The organism is Pseudoalteromonas sp. S2893 (assembly GCF_005887105.1).
Lineage (GTDB): Bacteria > Pseudomonadota > Gammaproteobacteria > Enterobacterales > Alteromonadaceae > Pseudoalteromonas > Pseudoalteromonas atlantica.
The window spans coordinates 134,372-155,017 of the sequence record NZ_PNCY01000001.1; the positions used below are offsets into that span (position 1 = coordinate 134,372).

Genomic DNA, 20,646 nt, shown 5'->3' on the forward strand with positions numbered 1-20,646 from the left:
GCTGATTTTAAGCAAAGCCGTTATTGATTAAATAATGGCTTTGGCATGTTTTTAGGAAACTCAATATGGTAATGAAGCCCTTTGCCAGGCTCACTGCTTGCCTCTATTGAGCCGCTAAGCGTTTGCTTAACTAAGTTAAAGGTTATGTGTGTGCCTAACCCACTGCCGCCTTGGTCGCGTTTTGTAGTAAAAAATGGGTCAAACAATTTGGCTAATTGCTCTTTCGTTACGCCATTACCGTTATCGGTGTAGTCAATAATAAGGAGTGTGTCATCGGCGCTAATATTTATATCAATATTGCCCTGCGCAATATTATCAAAACCATGAATAATTGAGTTCATAATTAAGTTGGTAAAAATTTGGCTAATTGCCCCTGCAGGCAGATTAAGAACTAAATCATCCGGACACTGTAAATTTATGGTGTGCTTGGTTTTTTTAAGTTTAGGGTGGAGCGATAAAATTACTTCGTTTAAATAATCTTTAAAGTTAATTGTTCTTACAGCTTCACTGGCTTGGTCTACCGCTATTTGTTTAAAGCTGGCAATAAGCTCAGAGGCTCTATCAAGGTTGGTTGTAAGCAAGGTCGTGCTTTGCTTGGCTTCGTTTATAAACTCTTCTAATGCTTTGGGCGATAACGTTTTTTCTTTGTAGGCATTTTCTAACGTGTTTAAACGCTCTTGTAAAAACGATATAGCAGTTACACCAATCCCAATAGGTGTATTTATGTCGTGTGTAATACCGGCGACTAATCCGCCTAGAGCAGCCATTTTTTCGGTGCCTACTAAGCGCTCTTGTGCAAGGCTTAGCTCGTCTAGGTAGCGTTCAAGCTCTTTTTGTTTAGTTAATAATTCTTCTTCGGTATGTCTGCGTAAATCAACTTCTTCGGTTAGTACCAGCTTTTGTTTTTCTAGTTCGTACTTTTGCTGTTGTAAATCCATCATAGCTTGGCTTAAGTTTGACGTTTTACGGGCAACATCTTGCTCAAGCTGTATATTGTGCTGGTCGAGCTTTTCGTTACTAACAATCAACTCACGTTGGGTGTGCTCAAGCTCCTTTCTGTATTGAACTACTTTATCAATTAAGTTATTAAAAGACTGCTCCATAACGTTTAGCTCGTTATGCTCTTCGGTCTCAATGTCTATGTGTTGACCTTCTAAGTCATCAAGTTCTAAGTTTTCTATTTGATCGGTTAACTCGTTTAAGGGGTCGGTGAGCAGCTTTCTAAATGCCATTAAAAACAGAATGATCAAAAAGGTGGTTTTGATCATGGCGTTACCAATTAAAAAGTAAATAGATACCATTATTCGGCTAAATACCACATCGCGGCTAGAGAACAAGGTCACATCACCTACTTGAGTAGCGCGCCCAGAAAATTCAAAAATTAGGGGAAAGGTATAACCAAAGAGACCCGATTTGGTGTCCTCTATAATGACTTCCTCTTGTACGAGTTGTTGGTTATAAAGTTTGTGTATATCCAAAGAGCGCCCCAGCTGCGAAATAATTTCACCGCTGTCGTCGCGCACTATAATGCCCTCCACCATAGGTATAGCAAGTAAGCCTTCTGCGGTTGTAATTGTTTGCTTTGTATTTAGTTCCCAAATTGCGCGTGTTAAGCTTCGGCTAAAGGTTTTTTGTAGCGTACTTAGCTCATCACGAATGTAGTCTTTAGTATTTACAAATTCTGCAAGCACCTGTCCACATGTCACCACAAAGGTAAGCAAAAAATACACTGATAAAACATTAGTTAACAATTTCTTAGAAAGGCTTTTTTGTAACATATGGGATTTACTCATCCGGTGTAATTATATCTAAGTTGCAATTTCTAACTTAAAAGTTAGTCAATAAAACCTTAAAAATAAATAAAAAATTTATATTTTAAAGAGATAGCCCAGCTATTGAGTCGTTTTGTTTTAATAATAGTGCACTAAACTGATTTAAATTAATTTTAATGCCTACTGAGATTACAAAAACGATGATTTTTAATAGGCAGCTAAGGCAATTATTAATAATGTTTGACGTTTTATTGTAAGGTTACAGTATTACATTATGCGAACAAGCAAAGTGTTAGAGTTTTAGGAACGTGTTAGAATAGCAAAAACCAACGGACGGCTCGTTTTTATAATTTTTAGAAGGTTATTTTAGTAGTTAACATGATGAAATTTTCTATATTAGTGTGTGATGACTCCACTGTTGCACGCAAACAAGTTGTGCGTTGTTTAAATGAGTGCGTGAGTGCCGACATTCAACAAGCCGCAAACGGGGCCGATGCGTTGGCGCTTTTACGCTTGCAGCAATTTGATCTTTTGTGTTTAGACTTAACCATGCCAGAAGTTGACGGCGTACAAGTGCTGGAGCGCATTAAGGCAGAAAAAATAGAGTGTTTTGTACTGGTGATCTCCGCTGATATACAACAACAAATGAAGCAAAAAGTCGCGCAGCTTGGTGCTATCGACTTTATAAATAAACCTATTAATAAATCGGCTTTAAGTGAAGTTTTGCATAAATTTGGCATTCATTAGGTTTTTTCATGTTCAAAAAGGCTGTTTTATCTTTTAATTTGGGGTTGACAGCATAGCCTTTGTTAAGGCAGTCTTAGCTCTATGAAAACAAATAATCGCGCACTGACCATTATTATTACAACCACCATTCTTACTGGATAGTGGCATAGGTCGGTGCAACAAATTTAAAGGCCTGTGTTCACTAAGAACACAGGCCTTTTTTCGTTTTATGGGATGAGGAACATAAATAATGCGCGTTTTAAAATTTGGAGGCTCTTCGCTTGCCGACTTTGCCTGTTTGCAACAAGTAGCTTTGCTGGTAAAAGCACAGTTAAAAGATGAAATGTTACTGGTACTTTCTGCACCCGGAGGTATGACTGATTCATTAGTTGCGCTGGCCAGTGCCGCTGAGCAAGGTCAAGATTTTTCTCAGCAATGGCAATCTTTACTAAGCCGATGCGAGACATTAAAAGCAGAAGTAGAAAAAAGCAGTGGCGAAGTAACAAACTGGCCAGATTTTAATGAGCTTAAAAATAAGCTAGATGGTGTGGCGCTTATCAAGTGTTGCCCAGATCAAATTCGTGCTTTTGTAATTAGTTTTGGTGAGCGTGTTAGCGTATCGCTAATGCAAAGTTTATTAAGCTCGCACAATGCACAATACCTTGAAGCAACGCGTTGTGTTGCCTCTACTGGTGGCTACATTGATGCTGAGGCCGACTTAGTAACGAGTAAAGCACGCTTTCAAGCAGTACTTAAAGAAAACCCAGCCACCATTTACATTATGCCAGGCTTTACAGCAAGCAACGAGCAAGGCGAACTTACTACACTTGGTCGTAATGGCTCTGATTACTCGGCAGCTATTGCAGCGGCGTGTTTAGATGCTGAAATTTGCCAAATTTGGACTGATGTTGATGGTGTGTACAGTGCTGATCCGCGCTACATCAAAAAAGCAACTAAAGTTGATTTCTTATCTTATAAAGAAGCGATGGAGCTTTCTTACTTTGGCGCTAAAGTACTTCATCCTAAAACCATTCTACCGTGCGCGAAAGCGGGCGTACCGTGCGAAATTAAAAATACCCATAACCCAGATGCTCAGGGGTCATTAATTGGTAACGACTATTCATCTGATGAGCCAGTAAAAGCGCTTTCTAGCTTGCAAGACTTAGCAATGCTTACCGTGTCAGGCCCTGGCATGAAAGGTAAAGTGGGCATGGCCTCTAAGGTGTTTAATGCTCTTGCGCACGATAACGTATCGATAGTATTAATTACTCAATCATCGTGTGAATTTAGCATTAGCTTTTGTGTGCACGAAAGCGATTTAGCGCTCGCGCTAGAAGCCTTGCAAAGTGCATTTGAACTTGAATTACAAGCAGGCTTAATTGAGCCGGTACAAGTACAACGTAACCTTGCCATTGTCACTTTAGTGGGCGATAACATGCGCGCACACAAAGGTTTAGCAGCACAGTTTTTTGCTTCTCTTGCACAGGCCCAAGTAAACATTGTAGCCATTGCGCAGGATTCTACAGAAAGTGCTATTTCGGCGGTTATTGATGGCGAGCTGTGTAACGATGCAGTGAAAATATGCCATGAAAACTTTTTTACGCACGTCCCTTCAATTGACGTATTTTTACTTGGCTGTGGCTTAGTAGGCCAAGAGCTTATTTCTCAGTTAGAGCGCCAGCAAGCGTGGCTTGAAAAACGTAATATTAAGTTAAACCTATATGGCGTTGCCAATTCTCGTCAATTGCATTTAGACAGCGAAGGTATTGCATTTGATGACTGGCAGCAAAAGCTTACAGCATCAGAGCAAGCGTTTGATTTAAATTTAGTTGAGCAGTTTGTAAAACAAAATCACTTAGTAAACCCCGTGCTTGTAGATTGTACGTCTTCTGATGCGCTAGCAGCTCAGTATGTGGATTTTTTAAATGCGGGCTTCCATGTGGTTGCCGCTAATAAAAAAGCAACAACCAGCTCGTATGATTATTACCAAGACTTAATTGCAGCAACACAAAAAAATAATCGCAAGTTTTTATACGAAACAAACGTAGGTGCAGGCTTACCGGTAATCGATAACCTACAGTCGTTATTTGGTGCAGGTGATGAGTTACTTGAGTTTAGCGGTATTTTATCAGGCTCACTGTCGTACATGTTTGGTGCACTAGAAGATGGTTTATCACTTTCTGAGGCAACCATTAAAGCAAAAGAAAGCGGTTTTACAGAGCCAGACCCACGTGATGATTTATCGGGTACCGATGTAGCACGTAAATTACTTATTATTGCTCGCGAAGCCGGCATGAAATTAGAGCTTAGCGATATTGAAGTTGAGTCGGTATTACCACAAGGTTTTGCACAAGGCGACAGCGTAAATGAATTTATGGCTAAACTGCCAAGTTTAGACGCTGAGTTTAACGACCGTATTCAAAGTGCGGCAGCAGAGGGCAAGGTACTGCGTTATGTAGGTACAATTAAAGAAGGTCACTGTAAAGTAGGTATTGAAGCGGTCGATTCATCGCATGCATTAAATGTAATTCGTGATGGTGAAAACGCATTAGCTATTTTAAGCCAATATTATCAACCACGCCCGTTTGTAATTCGTGGCTACGGTGCAGGCTCTGCGGTAACCGCTGCAGGCGTATTTGCCGACGTATTAAAAACATTATCGCGCTAGGAGAGCATTATGATAGAAGTATATGCTCCGGCGTCTATAGGTAATTTTGCAGTGGGCTTTGATGCACTTGGTGCAGCGCTTGCGCCTATTGATGGCAGCTTATTAGGTGATGTAGCCGTAGTAAGCGCCGCAGCAAGTGATGAGTTTGTTTGCTCTGGCGAATATGCGCATAAGTTACCAAGCGATGCGAGCGAAAACCTAGCATATCAATGTTTAGTGCATTTTAGAGCGCACGTTGCGCCAGATATGCCAAGTGTAAAATTAGAGCTTAAAAAGAATTTACCAATTGGCTCAGGGCTAGGTTCGAGTGCGTGCTCGGTGGTAGCAACCTTTGCTGCGCTTGATAAGTTTGCTCAAACCAATTTAAGCCAAGTTGAGCTGATTGAATTAATGGCTGATTTTGAAGCGATAGTCAGTGGCGGGCGTCATTATGACAATATCACCCCGTGTTATTTAGGGGGCTTACAGCTTACAGGCGATTTAATTCCTGATAAGTCAATTGCGCTACCAGTTGATGAAAACTGGTACTACGTAGCTGCGTTTCCTGGATTTTCGCTTAATACCGCAAAGGCACGCTCGGTATTACCTAAAGAGCTAAGCATGCATGCAGGGGTTGAGTTTGCACAGCGTTTATCGGCATTTAGCAGCTTGTTATTAACGCAGCGTTTTGATGATGCACTGAGCATTATGCAAGACGATATAGCAGAGCCTTACCGAGCGCCGTTAATAACAGGGTTTAGCGAAGCGAAAGCAAATTTGCCAGCGCTTGGTGCAGAAATTGTCAGTATTTCAGGTGCAGGCCCTACGTTATTTACAGTGTGTAAAACATTAGAAGCTGCTGAAAAATGTGCGCAGTGGTTAGCGCAAAACTATATAAATGAGCAGGGCTTTTGCCACATTTGTAAATTAGATAACGACGGCACGCGTCAATTAACAGTTTTATAGGATAGGCATTTATGCAATTACATAATTTAAAAGAAAATTCTCAAAAAGTGTCGTTTGTTGAAGCGGTAAAAACAGGGCTTGGGCGTAATCAGGGGGTATTTTTCCCTGAAAGCTTAGCGCCACTCGCCGATGTAGATGCGTTATTAGATATGGACTTTGTTACCCGCAGTAGCAAAATTTTATCGCACCTTATTGGTGATGAATTACCCGCTGATACCGTTGCTCAAATGGTTAAAAATGCATTTAACTTCCCCGTAAAATTGGTAGAGGTTGAAGACAATAACTATTGTTTAGAGCTTTTTCATGGCCCTACGCTTGCGTTTAAAGACTTTGGCGGGCGCTTTATGGCTGAGTGTTTAGCACAGTTTAATCAAGGCGAAAAAGTCACGATTTTAACGGCAACCTCTGGCGATACTGGCGCTGCTGTAGCACATGCGTTTTACAACAAGCCAAACATAGATGTGGTTATTCTATACCCTAAAGGCAAAATTTCGCTTGCTCAGCAAAAGCTATTTACTACGCTTGGGAACAACATTCATTGTTACGCGGTTGATGGCAGTTTTGATGATTGCCAAGAGCTGGTTAAAAAGTCATTTTTAGATGACGAAGTTAAATCTACACTTGGCCTTAATTCAGCTAACTCAATCAACATTAGCCGCCTAGTGGCACAAGTATGTTATTACTTTGAAGCCATTGCTCAACTACCAAAAGAAAAGCGTGCTACAGCGCATATTTCAGTCCCTAGTGGTAACTTTGGTAATGTATGTGCCGCCATGATCGGTGCTGTAATTGGTTTGCCGGTGGGTAAACTAAGCGCGACTACAAATCAAAACGACACCGTGCCACGTTACATGCTTGATAAAAATTGGGCGCCAAATGCCACACTTGAGTCGCTTTCAAATGCGATGGATGTAAGCAAGCCAAATAACTGGCCACGTGTGCAAACAATGTTAGATAATAACTGGTTTAGCTACGATAATTTTTACTCAACCAGCGTGAGCGAAGAAAATACGCAAGCAGTGATGAAAAATATTCAACAAACTGGTTATGTTGCAGAGCCGCATACCGCCATTGCATACCAAGGTCTTGTAGAGAATAAAGCACCCGGCGCAGCAGGTATCTTTTTGGCAACTGCTCACCCTGCTAAGTTTAAAGATAGCGTAGAAGAGATTCTAAATATTGAACTTGATATGCCAAAACCACTTAGCGACGCACTTGCTAAACCTTGTTTAGCAAGCGACATTAACCCTGATTATGAAGCGTTACGCACTGAAATACTCGCTAAGTTAGGCTAACTAACTTAGCGTTAAAAAAGCGGCTTTGGCCGCTTTTTTTGTATTTTGAACGCGCTAAATAAAGTATTTATCATTAACTAATTAAATGTAAAAAATAAAAATCATTTAAATTATTAATGCATTTATAAAAAAATATCATCTTAAAAACGCTGTGAAATAGATTCAATCCCTGTTTAAATATCCTCAACTTAAGAGCGTAGGCAAAGAGTCGTTTAAAGCGTACAATAAAGCCTCTAAAAAACACCATACACGTTGCCCTAGGAGACCCCAATGTTAGAACGTAGCATGAATATTTCGGATTTTGATCCAGAGTTATTTGACGCGATAAACAAAGAAACTGCTCGCCAAGAAGAGCACATTGAATTAATCGCATCAGAAAACTACTGTAGCCCACGCGTACTAGAAGCACAGGGTTCACAGCTTACAAACAAATACGCAGAAGGTTACCCTGGCAAACGTTACTATGGCGGTTGTGAGCACGTAGACGTTGTTGAACAACTTGCAATTGATCGTGCTAACGAGCTATTTGGTTCTGACTATGCAAACGTTCAGCCACATGCGGGTTCTCAAGCAAATGCAGCTGTTTTCTTAGCATTATTAGAAGCGGGCGACACTGTACTTGGTATGAGCTTAGCTCATGGTGGTCACTTAACGCACGGTTCACACGTAAGCTTCTCAGGTAAGCTATACAATGCAATCCAGTACGGGCTAGACGAAGCAACTGGCGAAATTGACTACGCACAGGTAGAAGCGCTAGCACTTGAGCACAAACCAAAAATGATTATTGGTGGTTTTTCTGCGTACTCAGGTATTGTTGATTGGGCTAAATTCCGTGAGATTGCTGATAAAGTAGGTGCTTACTTATTCGTTGATATGGCTCACGTTGCTGGTTTAATTGCGGCGGGTGTTTACCCAAGCCCAGTACCTCACGCGCATGTTGTAACAACAACAACACACAAAACATTAGCAGGCCCTCGTGGTGGTTTAATTATTTCTGCCTGTGGCGACGAAGCAATTTACAAAAAGCTTAACAGCGCTGTGTTCCCAGGTGGCCAAGGTGGTCCTTTATGTCACATTATTGCTGCAAAAGCAGTGGCATTTAAAGAAGCTCTACAACCAGAATTTAAAACATACCAAGCACAAGTAGTTAAAAATGCTCAAGCTATGGTTGCTGTTATGCAAGAGCGCGGTTACAAAATCGTATCTGATAAAACAGAAAACCACTTATTCTTACTTGATTTAATCGATAAAGATATCACAGGTAAAGATGCCGACGCAGCGCTTGGCAATGCAAACATTACTGTGAACAAAAACTCTGTACCAAACGATCCTCGCTCACCGTTTGTTACTTCTGGTTTACGTATTGGTTCACCTGCAATTACACGTCGTGGCTTTAAAGAAGCTGAATCGAAAGAACTTGCTGGCTGGATTTGTGACGTATTAGACAACATCAATGATGAGTCAGTACAAGCGCAAGTTAAAGAAAAAGTTAAAGCAATTTGTGCAAAACTACCTGTATACGCTTAATTGCATAAGCAGCAGTAATTTAGATCACAACAAGGGGCCTGTTTACCTTTCGAGGTTTAATTTGCAGTAGTATGTTTGGTTTTTAGGCAAGGCAGAGTCTATGTAGTGTGGTTACTCCACACAAATAGGCGATAACGCAGCATAAATGCCAAACATGCACTGCCCTCGGGTTCGTCCTAGGGGCGATTTACTCTTTGTTGCTCGGTTTTTACTTAGCCCACTAGGTTACAAACCTCGCGCTGCGATCAAATCACCCCTAGATAGAACAAATTTAATCCTGAAAGGCCAACAGGCCCTATTTTTTTGCTAAGATAAAAGGCCGCTAAATAGCGGCCTTTTTTGTTTTAAAACGGAAGTACCGAGTTATGCATTGCCCATTTTGTACCGCAAAAGATACTAAAGTTATTGATTCTCGCCTAGTCGGCGGAGGCCACCAAGTTCGCCGTCGTCGAGAATGTAACGAGTGTCACGAGCGATTTACTACCTTTGAAGGCGCCGAGTTAGTTATGCCACGTGTAATTAAACAAGATGGCAGCCGAGAACCCTTTAATGAAGATAAACTACTCAATGGCCTTAATCGCGCCCTAGAAAAACGCCCTGTTAGTACAGAGCAAGTGGATGAAGTGGTTAATATTATTAAATCGCAGTTGCGTGCTACCGGCGAGCGAGAAATATCAAGTCACCTTGTGGGTGAGTGCATAATGGAGGCGCTTAAAAAACTGGATAAAGTAGCCTATGTGCGGTTTGCCTCTGTGTATCGCTCGTTTGAAGATATACGCGAATTTGGTGAAGAAATTGCCCGTTTAGGGGAGTAATAATGCAAAACCAAATAACCTTTACTGCGCAAGATGAAATGTACATGGCACGTGCCATCGAGCTTGCAAAGAAAGGGCGATTTACAACCACCCCCAATCCTAATGTAGGGTGTGTTTTAGTTAAAGATAACCACATAATTGGTGAAGGGTTTCATCAATTAGCTGGGCAGGGGCATGCTGAGGTTAATGCTCTTGCTGTAGCAGGTGAAAACGCAAAAGGCGCGACTGCGTATGTTACGCTTGAACCGTGTAGCCATTACGGACGCACTCCCCCGTGCGCAGAGGGTTTAAAAGCCGCAGGTGTAGTAAAAGTTATTGCAGCTATGGTCGACACCAACCCACAAGTAGCAGGTAAAGGGCTAAAAATACTTAGCGATGCCGGTATTGAGGTTGCATTTGGGCTTTTAGAGCAGCAAGCGCGCGCACTTAATTTAGGTTTTTTTAAGCGTATGGAGCAGGGACTTCCGTATGTTACGTGTAAAATGGCGGCCAGCATTGATGGTAAAACCGCGCTTAAAAATGGCCAAAGTAAGTGGATCACCGGCAGCGCTGCGCGACAAGATGTACAATTACACCGAGCACAAAGCTGCGCTATTTTAACGGGCGCCGATACGGTTATTACCGATGATGCTAAGCTCAATGTGAGGTTAAGCGAGTTGCCACAGGCTTTGCCTACCGATTTACCCCTACGCCAACCGGTGCGTGTTATAATTGACTCACAAAATAGGCTTACACCAGAGCTGGCAGTATTTAATATTGAAAGTGAAATAATAATTTTTACTACCAAGGTTGATAAATCAACGCAGTGGCCGCATTTTGTAAGGCATATAGAAGTGCCACAGCAAAATAACAAAGTTAATTTAACGTCTGTTTTAGCGCACCTTGCTAAGCTGCAATTTAATCATGTTTATTTAGAAGCGGGTGCTACACTTGCCGGTAAAATGACAGAGCTTAATTTAATAGACGAATATATATTTTATTTAGCGCCTAAACTAATGGGGTGCGATGCAAAAAGCTTAGTTAATTTTGCACCGCTAACAGATATGCAAAACACCGTTAATTTGACGTTTAAAGAGTGTTTGAAAATAGGCGATGATTTACGTATAACCGCCACAAAACACATTCCAATCACTTAATTAAAAGAGTAGGGCTATGTTTACTGGAATAATTGAAGCCACAGGCAAAATTGCGCTATTACAAAAAAAACAAGGCGATTTAGCCATTCGCATTCAAAGCGCTAATCTTGATATGAGCGATGTAAAGCTTGGCGATAGCATTGCCACTAATGGCGTATGTTTAACGGTAGTTGATAAGCACATCGATGGCTTTAGTGCCGACTTATCAAACGAAACTATCAGCCTAACTGGGTTTGCAAATTATAATATTGGCCAAACAGTTAACCTTGAAAAAGCCATGCAGCCGGTTTCACGTTTAGGCGGGCATTTAGTGTCAGGTCATGTTGATGGCATTGCAACCATTACAGCCATTACTAGTAATGCGCGCGCTACAGAATATTGGCTAAGCACCGATGAAAACTTAATGAAGTACATTCCTTACAAAGGGTCTGTATGTATAGATGGTATAAGCCTGACAGTAAACGCTGTACAAGGTAATAAATTTAAATTAACCATAGTGCCGCACACAAGCGAGCAAACCACCATTGCTGATTTTAAAGTGGGCACACGCGTTAATTTAGAAGTCGACCAAATTGCACGTTATTTAGAGCGCCTTATTAAAGGGGCTGAGCAGCCGACTGGCTCAGATATTTCAATGAGCTTACTAGCTAAAGCTGGTTTTGTTAAATAACGACACTGATAACTTACACGAGCAAATTTATGAATTTACACAGCGCACAAGAAATCATCGACGACATTAAAGCCGGTAAAATGGTTATTTTAATGGATGACGAAGACAGAGAAAACGAAGGTGATTTAATCATTGCAGCAGAGCACATTAGCGCCGAAGCAATTAACTTTATGGCCACTCATGGCCGTGGCTTAATTTGTTTAACTATGACGCAAGAGCGTTGTGAGCAGCTTGATTTACCGTTAATGGTTAAAAACAATGGCGCAGCGTTTTCTACTAACTTTACTATGTCGATTGAAGCTGCCAAAGGTGTAACAACGGGTATATCTGCAGCCGATAGAGCGCGTACAGTCCAAGCTGCTATTGCAAAAGGCGCCGTACCAAGCGATATCGTACAGCCTGGACATATTTTTCCTATTATGGCACAGCCAGGTGGCGTGTTAACGCGCGCAGGCCACACCGAAGCTGGGTGTGATTTGGCACGTTTAGCCGGCCTTGAAGCCTCATCAGTTATTGTAGAAATCCTCAATGCCGATGGCACTATGGCGCGCCGCCCTGATTTAGAAGTATTTGCTAAAGAGCATGGTATTAAAATTGGCACAATTGCAGATTTAATTGAATACCGAAACCTTAACGAAACCACCATAGAGCAGGTGGCTAAGTGTAAATTACCTACTGAGCACGGTGAGTTTGATTTAGTAACCTACAAAGATACGATTGACGGCCAACTGCACTACGTATTGCTAAAAGGCGAAATTAAAGAGCAAGAACCAACGCTTGTGCGCGTGCACTTACAAAGTACCTTTAACGACATTTTGCTTTCAGACAGAAGTGCGGACCGTAGTTGGGGGCTTTCTGATGCAATGGCTTACATTGCAGAAAATAACGGTGCACTGGTTATTTTAGGTAAACAAGAAAGCACCGAAGAGCTAGAGGCCACAGTAAAAGCATTTGCTGCTGCCGATGCTGGCGAAAATGTTACGCCGCGTAAATTTAAAGGTACATCGCGTACCGTTGGTGTGGGCTCGCAAATACTGGCTGATTTAGGTATTAAGCAAATGCGCTTAATGAGTCGCCCTAAAAAGTACCATGCACTTTCGGGCTTTCATTTAGAAGTGGTTGATTACGTTGAGCCACAATAAGGGCTCAGCTTTTAACTAGTCTATTTTTTTATTTTTATGGTATGATGCGCAGCAATTTTTGCGCAATCGCAACCGCTTGAACATATTTTTAGGGTTATCAAATGAAAATTATTGAAGGTAATAAGTACGCTCCAGGCAAAAAATTCGCTATTGTTATTTCTCGTTTTAACGATTTTATTGGTAGCAGCCTACTAGAAGGTGCTGTTGATGAGCTAAAGCGTACTGGTGGCGTAGCCGATGATGACATTACCGTTGTGTATGTACCCGGTGCAGTAGAGTTACCTTTAGCGGCAAAACGCATTGCGGCAAAAAAAGAGTATGATGCAATCATCGCATTAGGCGTAGTGATCAGAGGTGGTACACCACACTTTGACCTCGTTGCTGGCGAATCTAACAAAGGCCTTGCAAATGTATCGCTTGAGTATGATATCCCGGTTGCATTTGGCGTATTAACCACAGAAAGCATTGAACAAGCAATTGAACGCGCTGGTACCAAAATGGGTAACAAAGGCGGCGAAGCGGCATTAGGCGCGCTTGAAATGGTTAATGTGTTAGATAAAATTTAAGTTTAAGGAATTTTTGTGAAACCAGCAGCAAGACGTAAAGCACGTATCTTAGCACTTCAAGCCGTTTATTCTTGGCAATTAAGTGGCAATTTAATTGCCGATATCGAACAACAAATGTTGATCGAAAACGACGTGACTAAAATTGATGTTGAATACTTTAAAGATTTAGCGCGTGGCGTTGCCGTTAATTATAAGCAACTAGATGAAGCTGTATCTCCGCATTTAACACGTCCATTTGATGATTTAGATATGGTAGAGCGTGCAATTTTACGTTTAAGCGCGTATGAGCTTAAATTCCGTGAAGATGTGCCATACAAAGTAGCAATCAATGAAGGCATTGAGCTTGCTAAAATATTTGGCGCTGAAGACAGCCATAAATTTGTAAACGGTGTACTTGATAAAGCTGTTAAGCATTTACGCAAGTAATACTAACCTTGCTAAAGCGCTCTGCTAAAGAGCTTAGCTTTAACAGTTAGTACACGTTAAAAAGGAGAGCCGGCATAGGTCGGCTTTTTTGTGTATGAAGGAATTTGAATTAATAAACCGCTACTTTAAAGGTCGTGGTATAACTCGTCGTGATGTAAGCCTAGGAATAGGGGACGACTGTGCATTAGTTACCGTTCCGCAAAACTGCCAACTTGCAGTAACAACTGATACGCTTGTATCGGGTGTTCATTTTTTTGATGACATTTCCCCCCGAGCATTAGGACACCGAGCACTGGCCGTAAATCTAAGTGATTTAGCAGCCATGGGGGCTGAGCCTACTTGGGTGTCGGTGGCATTAACCCTACCAAATATTAACCAGCAGTGGATTGAAGAATTTACTGAGGGAATGCACGAAATTGCTGAGTACTTTAATGTACAAATAATTGGTGGCGATACTACGCAGGGCCCTTTAACAGTTACTATATGCGCTAAAGGCACTGTGCCAGAGGGCAAAGCTTTACGCCGTGCAGGTGCTAAAGTGGGCGACTGGGTATGTGTAACCGGCACGCTAGGTGATGCAGGCTTGGCTATTGAATCTCGCAAGCGTGGCCTAAGTATTGAGCCTGAGCACTTAAAGTACATAAATAGCCGCTTTGATTACCCCACTCCACGGGTGGCTGCAGGGCAAGTATTACGAGGCCTTGCTTCATCAGCTATTGATGTGTCTGATGGCCTTATGGCGGATTTAAGCCACATACTTGATATGTCACAAGTCAGCGCCAGTATAAATATTGAAAACATCCCAACCTCAGACGCTATGCGTTCAAGCCTGAGCTTTGAGGCGCAATTGCCGTATATTTTAGGCTATGGCGATGACTACGAATTACTTTTTACTGTCTCTGAAGATAATAAAAGCATGTTGGAGCTTAAATTACGTCAATACGGCGTAGAAGCAACGTGCATAGGGCAAATAAAAAGTGGCGAAGGGCACATTGAGCTTTTACACCACGGTGAAAAATTTAATTTTGAGCAACAGGGCTTTGAGCACTTTGCCAAGGAGCAGGTTTGACTAGCAAAAAACAGTTTAATTTAAAGCGCCCGCACCAGTTATTTGGCCTAGGGTTTGGCACTGGCCTTGCGCCTGTTGCGCCAGGCACCTTTGGTACATTTGCTGCTTTACCATTTATTTTTATGACCATGTATTTTCCGCTTTGGCTACAAATCGTGTTTGCCGTGGTTATTAGTATTTTTGGTATTTGGGCGTGTGGCAAAACCGCCGATGATTTAGGTGTGCACGACCACCCAGCTATAGTGTGGGATGAAGTTGCGGGTTATTACATCACGATGATTGGCGCAGCGCTTAGTTGGCAAACCTTACTTGTAGGCTTTTTATTATTTAGATTTTTTGATATTGCCAAACCAGGCCCGATCAAAACGCTCGATAAGAGAATGGACGGCGGCGTGGGTATAATGGCAGATGATGTACTTGCCGGTATTTTTTCGCTTATTTGTTTGCAAGCGTTAATAAAAGCAGGTTTACTACCCTTTTAATTTTTGTGTTTTATTTGTTTAACTAGGTGGCAGCGAAATGATGCGATTTTTACTGGTATGTGTACTTATGTTGTGTGCCATGCCAAGTTGGGCTTCTATTACTGATTACGTTGTTAAGCAATGGAATATCAAAGATGGCTTGCCCTCGCAATCGCTAAAAAGTGTTGTGCAAGATCAGCAAGGCTATATGTGGGTCGGAACGCAATTTGGCCTTAGCCGCTTTGACGGCACAACGTTCACTAATTACAACACACAAAATAGTCCTTTTTTGCCAAGCAATGGTATTAATAAACTGCTCATAGATAGCAATGGCTATCTGTGGGTGGGCACTAAAAGTGGCTTGGTGGTCATAAACCCGCAAACGCTTGCCGCACAAGAATTTAATATTAAAGGCCCAGTAAGAGACATATTAGAAGATGCCAAGGGCAGCATTTGGATTGCAGCTAATGGGCTTTATTATGTAGACCGCAACCAAGTTGATTTACGTGATAAAGCGAACGAACTCGTTCCTATTGTAAATGCCACTGTGATCACCCAAATAGTGGGGTCGGTTAGTCAAATGGCGCTTTCTCCAGAGGGGATTTGGCTTGTCAACGACCGTCATTTACTACGCTTAACTAAAAGCGCCTCTGATTTTTCAAAACTCAGGTTGGAATTAACAGCTAAGGTGTCGTTGCCTGAGCGGTTAGCACAAACCATTGTTCATGATCTGTCTTTTTTAAATGGTAATTTATATTTAGCCTCTGAACTGGGTGCCTACTTTTTAGATTTAGACGATGAGCTAAGACCTTTCCCGCTGCCGAATGCGAATAACTCAGCTGTGTATAAATTTATGAGCGACACCAATGGTGGCTTATGGGTTTCTACGTATGGAAGACTGCTTTTTAGAGCTAAGTCGGGTGAGTGGCAATGGGTTGAGCCAAGTCAGCTAGATCAAAGTATTTGGTTTGCCGATATTTACCGCGATAGCCAAAATAATATTTGGCTTGCAAGTTTTAGCGAAGGCTTATGGCTTGCACACGAAGGGCGTATAGAACGCCACTCTGCTTTATCGCAAATGACAGAGGCCGTTATGGCAATCAGCCAAGCGCCCGATGGTAATTTATGGGTGGCAAATAAAAGTGGTATTGGGTATTTCGATTTAAATAAAAACTTTGTCAATAAAATACCCAGTGCGCAATTTGGCCGTGCAACAGTACACGACTTACAGTTTGATGGGTCGCGTTTATATATAGCGACCGGACGAGGGCTGTTTTTTTACGAGCAAGATAAACTATACAGTTTTCCTGGCAGAGCGCTGCGCGACAATCCGGTATTCGCTATTAGCCCATCAAGCAAAGGTGGTTTTTGGATAGGTACAGGGCGTGGCTTGTATAGGCTAAGTTATGGCGGGTTAACACCCTTTGCATACAATGCCTTTTTAGGCAGTAAATTTATAACGTATGTGCTCGATAAAGCAAACTTTGGTGTAATAGGGACCAGTAAAGGGGCGTATTACTTTACTGACCGTGGCATTGAAAAAATAGGTGACCAAACTTCGCTCGAAAGTGCATACATCACCAGCGTATTACATATAGATGGTGTAGGTATTTTAATTGGCTCGCTTAATGACGGCTTATTTTACAGAAGTTTACAAGGGCATTGGCGACAGTTAGATGCAGCCAACGGCTTACCCTATGGCTCTATTTTTAGCCTAGAGTATGACGAAACCTATAAGCGTGTATGGGTAAGTACCATGAAAGGTGTTTACCGTATGCCAGTAGCGCAATTTAAATCAGAGGTGTCGAGCTTAAAAGTGGAAGAGGTTATTTCCTCTTTTGATAGACAACTCGATGGTAAAGCAAGCCAGTGTTGTAACGGTTTAGGACACGATGCCGTTGCCATGACCGATTATTCAATTTGGTATCCAAGCTTACAAGGCATTGTAGAAATACCTAAAAATACCGAGCTATTTGGCCTAAATGTATTAAAGCCTAAAGTAGAAACACTAACCACACCTCTGCGCGCGTTAACTACCGCAGCATTGGGCGAAAAGCCTTTACTAGATACTGATGAGCGCGACATAACGTTAAAGTACACCGCCATCGATTATTATGCGCCAAATAGTATTGAGTTTAGATATAAGTTAAGTGGGTTAGATAGTGATTGGCGCTATGCTAATGCACGCCGAGAAGCCATTTATACAAATTTACCGGCGGGGTCATTTTTATTTGAGCTTGAGGCAAAACGCCAAGGCGAAGATTGGGACAGAGCGCAAACTGTCGAGTATGCATTTGTAGTACCGCAGCGCTTTGACGAAACTATTTACTTTAGATTGCTAATTGTTAGTGGGTTTATTTTACTGTTTTACTTTATTTTTTGGGTATTTAGAGCGCAAGAGCGCCGTAAGCAAGAAGTACTCGAAGCCCTAGTAACAGAGCGTACATTAGAGCTGCGTCAAGCTAACGATAAATTAGGCCAAGTAAACTCACAGCTTAAACTAGTTAGTCACTCAGATGAGCTTACAGGGCTACGTAGCCGTCGCTTTTTGTTTGATCAGCTCCCTAAAGATATTGAGCACTTCCAACGTAATGCACAGTCTTTACAAGCGCAAGGTAAGTCACTTGTACTGCTTATTATCAACTTTGATAACTTTAGCCGTATAAACGATGCGTATGGCCCAATAGCAGGAGATAGCTGCTTACAACAAATGGCAGCGTTACTTAATTCGCGTACCCAAGGCTCTGACTATGTAGCACGCTGGAGTGGGGATGAGTTTTTATTATTGCTGCGCGATTTTAAGTGCAACATGATTGACAGCTATGCCTCTGATTTATGCCAAGCAATCGCATTAAATTCGTTTCAATTACCAAACGGTAAAACAACCAATATTACGGCTTCATTGGGATGGTCTTTTTACCCACTGCCACTTTTAGGTGGGCAAGTAATAAGCTGGGAAACGTCGATAAACTTAGCCGATATAGCGCTTCATCAGGTTAAAAAACGCGGTGGTGACGGTGTGGCAAATATTACGTTTGATAAACAGTTAGATGCGTTTGAGTTTGAGCAAAATTCGAATGTAGATCAGCAGCTGGGTATTTTACAAAGTAATGGCTTAGCAGATATTAAAGTGTGGATGCGATAATGCCCAACCTACAAAAGTAGGCTAGGCATGGTGAGGGTAACGCTATTTAATTACTGGTTTAGCCACGCTGGTAAAATAGCCACTGACTCAGGAGCACTAAATGCCATACTTGCATCGGCACTTATATCTCCCCCTGCGGTACTTAAAATATTATTAAAGCGCATAACTACGTTGTTAGACTTTTCGGCAACGTATAAATCGGTTCCGCTATACATAATATCAACAGGGTTTCCTAATAATGTATTGGGCCCGCTAATCGTCGCGCTTATATTAACTAGTCCCGAGGCATTTGCGGTATTATTTAATACATAAATTTTGCCATCGTCAGCAACGGCTGCGCTGCCTACATCAGAAAGTATTAACGCACCACTTAATGAGTCGTAATCTATTCCATGAATATTGGTAGGTCCTGCTAGTGCTTGTGAATTATTGGCAGGTGTAATTAATCTATCTTCTGTACTTATTGTGGTCTCGCCACTTAGTAGCTTATTTTTAACTTGATCAAATACCGCTACAGTGCCATTAGTTAGCGCAACAAAAGCGCGGTCAGTGTTACTGTCGTAATCAACATCCCACGGGCGTGCATTATTGGCAAAAGTTAAGGTCATAAGAGGTGATACATCGCCGGTGGCACAGCTTGAAAATATAGCAATGCTCGGCGTGGTTTCATTATTTTCAGCCACAAAAATCATTCCACTATCGGAGGCAATATCTAATCCTTTAGGTGAAATAAGGCCTGTATTGCTTCCTGAAATCAGTCTATCTTGGCTGGCGTTAAATGTTTCGCCATCACGGTTATAAGCCACTTTAGTAGAGATGACGATTCCGCCCATTCCTGTACTGGCATTATCGAATGTTGCGTAGCTATTACCTGCTTTATCAAAGCTAACGCTTTCTATCGTTTGGCTTGCATTATAGCTTGCAAGTTCGCTACTTAATGTTGTATTTAAACGGCTAATTTGGCCTGTTGTATCACCCGCAGAGCTTGGATTACTGGATACGGCTACGCCTAATAGCGCCATATTAGGCTCAGTACTATCTGATATATCAGCCATTGAGCTTTGAGTTAGCGTGTTAGTAATTGACTCTGGCTTAGTAGACGCAGTACTTAAATCGGGCGCTATATCGCCACTTTCACCGGCAAATATATTACTAAACACTAAAATTGCATCGTTTGATTTTTCGGCCACACGTAAATCGCTACCCTCAAGGGTAATATCTACAGGGTTGCCTAGCATAGTCGCAGGGCCTGAAATACTGCGTGCAACAGATGTATTACCTTGCGCAGTTGAGGCATTATTAATAACAAAAAGCGCGCCATCGGTAGCATCTGATGCGCTACCAACATCCGATAAGATAAGTTTATTGGTGGTTTCATCATAAACAATGCCGTGAATATTTACCGATATTTGCACACCATCGGCATCGCTTGGTGTAATAGTACGATTTGGCATAGCGGTAAATTCACCGCTTACAAAATCATCGTAAACCGCGACATCACCGTTGGTAAGTGCTACATAAAGTCGGTCGTTTACGTGGTCATAATCAACATCCCACGGGGCGGCTTCGGTAACAGTGGTAGCAAGCGGCGCGGCATCTCCCGCTGCAGCACTGCCAAATGTGGTAATTTGCATGGCACCAAAATCAGCTATAAATATCAGCCCGCTATTTTTTGCAATCGCTATGCCCTTAGGATTAACCAGTGTAGTTGCAGGGCCTGTAATTTCACGGTCTTGATTAGTGCTAAAGCTTGCACCATCATCGCGATTTGCAAGTTGGCATATAGTTTTAATACTACCATTTTCGCTGTCGCTTGCTTGTATTAAATTACCGAGGCTATCAAAGGCTACGCCTTCATTTGCAGTGGTATTAAAGGTTTTTAATTTGGCAGCGTTCTGGTTTATTAAATCAACAGTGCCTGCGTTTTGCTCGCCGTTATTAGCTAAAATAAACGTGGCTGCACTAAAGCCGGGGTTACCGTTTGTGCCATCGTTTCCATCTTGACCATCTGCTCCCGGCGTACCGGCTAAACCGTTTTCTCCATCATCACCGCTACACCCTGAAATACCAAGTACTATCCCAAGCGCTAATGCTGAAAAACAAAGGGGGCGTTTAAGTGAACTGTTTTGTGCATGAAGGTGAGTTAAATTAGCTTTTTTCATCATTTTTACCTTTTAATATTCCATCAAATGAAAGTAAATAACGTGCCTGTTTATACTCCTCAGTACGTACTATTTACTGTGTTAACCTCATAGAGATAACGCGTAGAAATACACATTGGAT

At 41.9% G+C, this 20,646-nt stretch carries 16 protein-coding genes; 14 read left to right on the forward strand and 2 right to left on the reverse strand.

What is annotated here, in order from left to right; genetic code table 11:
* Positions 1–20 precede the first annotated feature (20 nt).
* Positions 21–1,778, reverse strand: coding sequence for a sensor histidine kinase (locus CWC04_RS00635; RefSeq protein WP_138684369.1), 1,758 nt, complete (start codon positions 1,776–1,778; stop codon positions 21–23).
* Positions 1,779–2,150: 372 nt separating this feature from the next.
* Between CWC04_RS00635 and CWC04_RS00640 the strand changes: the two genes are divergently transcribed.
* The 14 genes from CWC04_RS00640 to CWC04_RS00705 all read left to right on the forward strand — a co-directional run bounded on the left by CWC04_RS00640 (position 2,151) and on the right by CWC04_RS00705 (position 18,363).
* The gene (locus CWC04_RS00640; RefSeq protein WP_024031682.1) at positions 2,151–2,519 is read left to right on the forward strand and encodes a response regulator; all 369 of its coding nucleotides are present in this window, start codon (positions 2,151–2,153) and stop codon (positions 2,517–2,519) included.
* 229 nt (positions 2,520–2,748) lie between these two features.
* Entirely contained in the window at positions 2,749–5,166 is a 2,418-nt protein-coding gene (gene thrA, locus CWC04_RS00645) for a bifunctional aspartate kinase/homoserine dehydrogenase I (protein ID WP_138684370.1), read from the forward strand.
* A gap of 9 nt (positions 5,167–5,175) precedes the next feature.
* Positions 5,176–6,111, forward strand: coding sequence for a homoserine kinase (gene thrB / locus CWC04_RS00650; RefSeq protein ID WP_029773773.1), 936 nt, complete (start codon positions 5,176–5,178; stop codon positions 6,109–6,111).
* An 11-nt stretch (positions 6,112–6,122) separates the two neighbouring features.
* On the forward strand, positions 6,123–7,406 hold the full coding sequence (gene thrC, locus CWC04_RS00655) for a threonine synthase (RefSeq protein WP_004586859.1): 1,284 nt from the start codon (positions 6,123–6,125) through the stop codon (positions 7,404–7,406).
* A 270-nt stretch (positions 7,407–7,676) separates the two neighbouring features.
* A complete protein-coding gene (gene glyA, locus CWC04_RS00660) occupies positions 7,677–8,933 on the forward strand; it encodes a serine hydroxymethyltransferase (RefSeq protein WP_024031685.1) in 1,257 nt (418 codons plus the stop codon).
* 365 nt (positions 8,934–9,298) lie between these two features.
* Complete coding sequence (gene nrdR / locus CWC04_RS00665; protein ID WP_004586861.1) at positions 9,299–9,748, forward strand: transcriptional regulator NrdR; 450 nt, start codon at positions 9,299–9,301, stop codon at positions 9,746–9,748.
* 2 nt (positions 9,749–9,750) lie between these two features.
* Positions 9,751–10,884 carry a bifunctional diaminohydroxyphosphoribosylaminopyrimidine deaminase/5-amino-6-(5-phosphoribosylamino)uracil reductase RibD gene (gene ribD / locus CWC04_RS00670; RefSeq protein WP_138684371.1) on the forward strand — a complete coding sequence of 378 codons (1,134 nt, stop codon included), beginning with the start codon at positions 9,751–9,753 and terminating at the stop codon, positions 10,882–10,884.
* 16 nt (positions 10,885–10,900) lie between these two features.
* A complete protein-coding gene (locus CWC04_RS00675; RefSeq protein ID WP_004586863.1) occupies positions 10,901–11,554 on the forward strand; it encodes a riboflavin synthase in 654 nt (217 codons plus the stop codon).
* A 29-nt stretch (positions 11,555–11,583) separates the two neighbouring features.
* On the forward strand, positions 11,584–12,696 hold the full coding sequence (gene ribBA, locus CWC04_RS00680; RefSeq protein WP_055254705.1) for a bifunctional 3,4-dihydroxy-2-butanone-4-phosphate synthase/GTP cyclohydrolase II: 1,113 nt from the start codon (positions 11,584–11,586) through the stop codon (positions 12,694–12,696).
* Positions 12,697–12,797: 101 nt separating this feature from the next.
* On the forward strand, positions 12,798–13,262 hold the full coding sequence (ribH, locus tag CWC04_RS00685) for a 6,7-dimethyl-8-ribityllumazine synthase (protein ID WP_004586865.1): 465 nt from the start codon (positions 12,798–12,800) through the stop codon (positions 13,260–13,262).
* 15 nt (positions 13,263–13,277) lie between these two features.
* On the forward strand, positions 13,278–13,688 hold the full coding sequence (gene nusB / locus CWC04_RS00690; RefSeq protein WP_004586866.1) for a transcription antitermination factor NusB: 411 nt from the start codon (positions 13,278–13,280) through the stop codon (positions 13,686–13,688).
* Positions 13,689–13,782: 94 nt separating this feature from the next.
* Entirely contained in the window at positions 13,783–14,757 is a 975-nt protein-coding gene (thiL, locus tag CWC04_RS00695) for a thiamine-phosphate kinase (RefSeq protein WP_054983488.1), read from the forward strand.
* Positions 14,754–15,239, forward strand: a complete 486-nt coding sequence (locus CWC04_RS00700) for a phosphatidylglycerophosphatase A family protein (protein ID WP_024031690.1) — start codon at positions 14,754–14,756, stop codon at positions 15,237–15,239. Before thiL ends, CWC04_RS00700 begins: the two co-directional genes overlap by 4 nt.
* 37 nt (positions 15,240–15,276) lie before the next feature.
* Entirely contained in the window at positions 15,277–18,363 is a 3,087-nt protein-coding gene (locus tag CWC04_RS00705; protein ID WP_029773767.1) for a ligand-binding sensor domain-containing diguanylate cyclase, read from the forward strand.
* Positions 18,364–18,413: 50 nt separating this feature from the next.
* Here the strand turns inward: CWC04_RS00705 and CWC04_RS00710 are convergent, their stop codons facing one another.
* Positions 18,414–20,525 carry a hypothetical protein gene (locus tag CWC04_RS00710; protein WP_138684378.1) on the reverse strand — a complete coding sequence of 704 codons (2,112 nt, stop codon included), beginning with the start codon at positions 20,523–20,525 and terminating at the stop codon, positions 18,414–18,416.
* Positions 20,526–20,646: the final 121 nt, after the last annotated feature.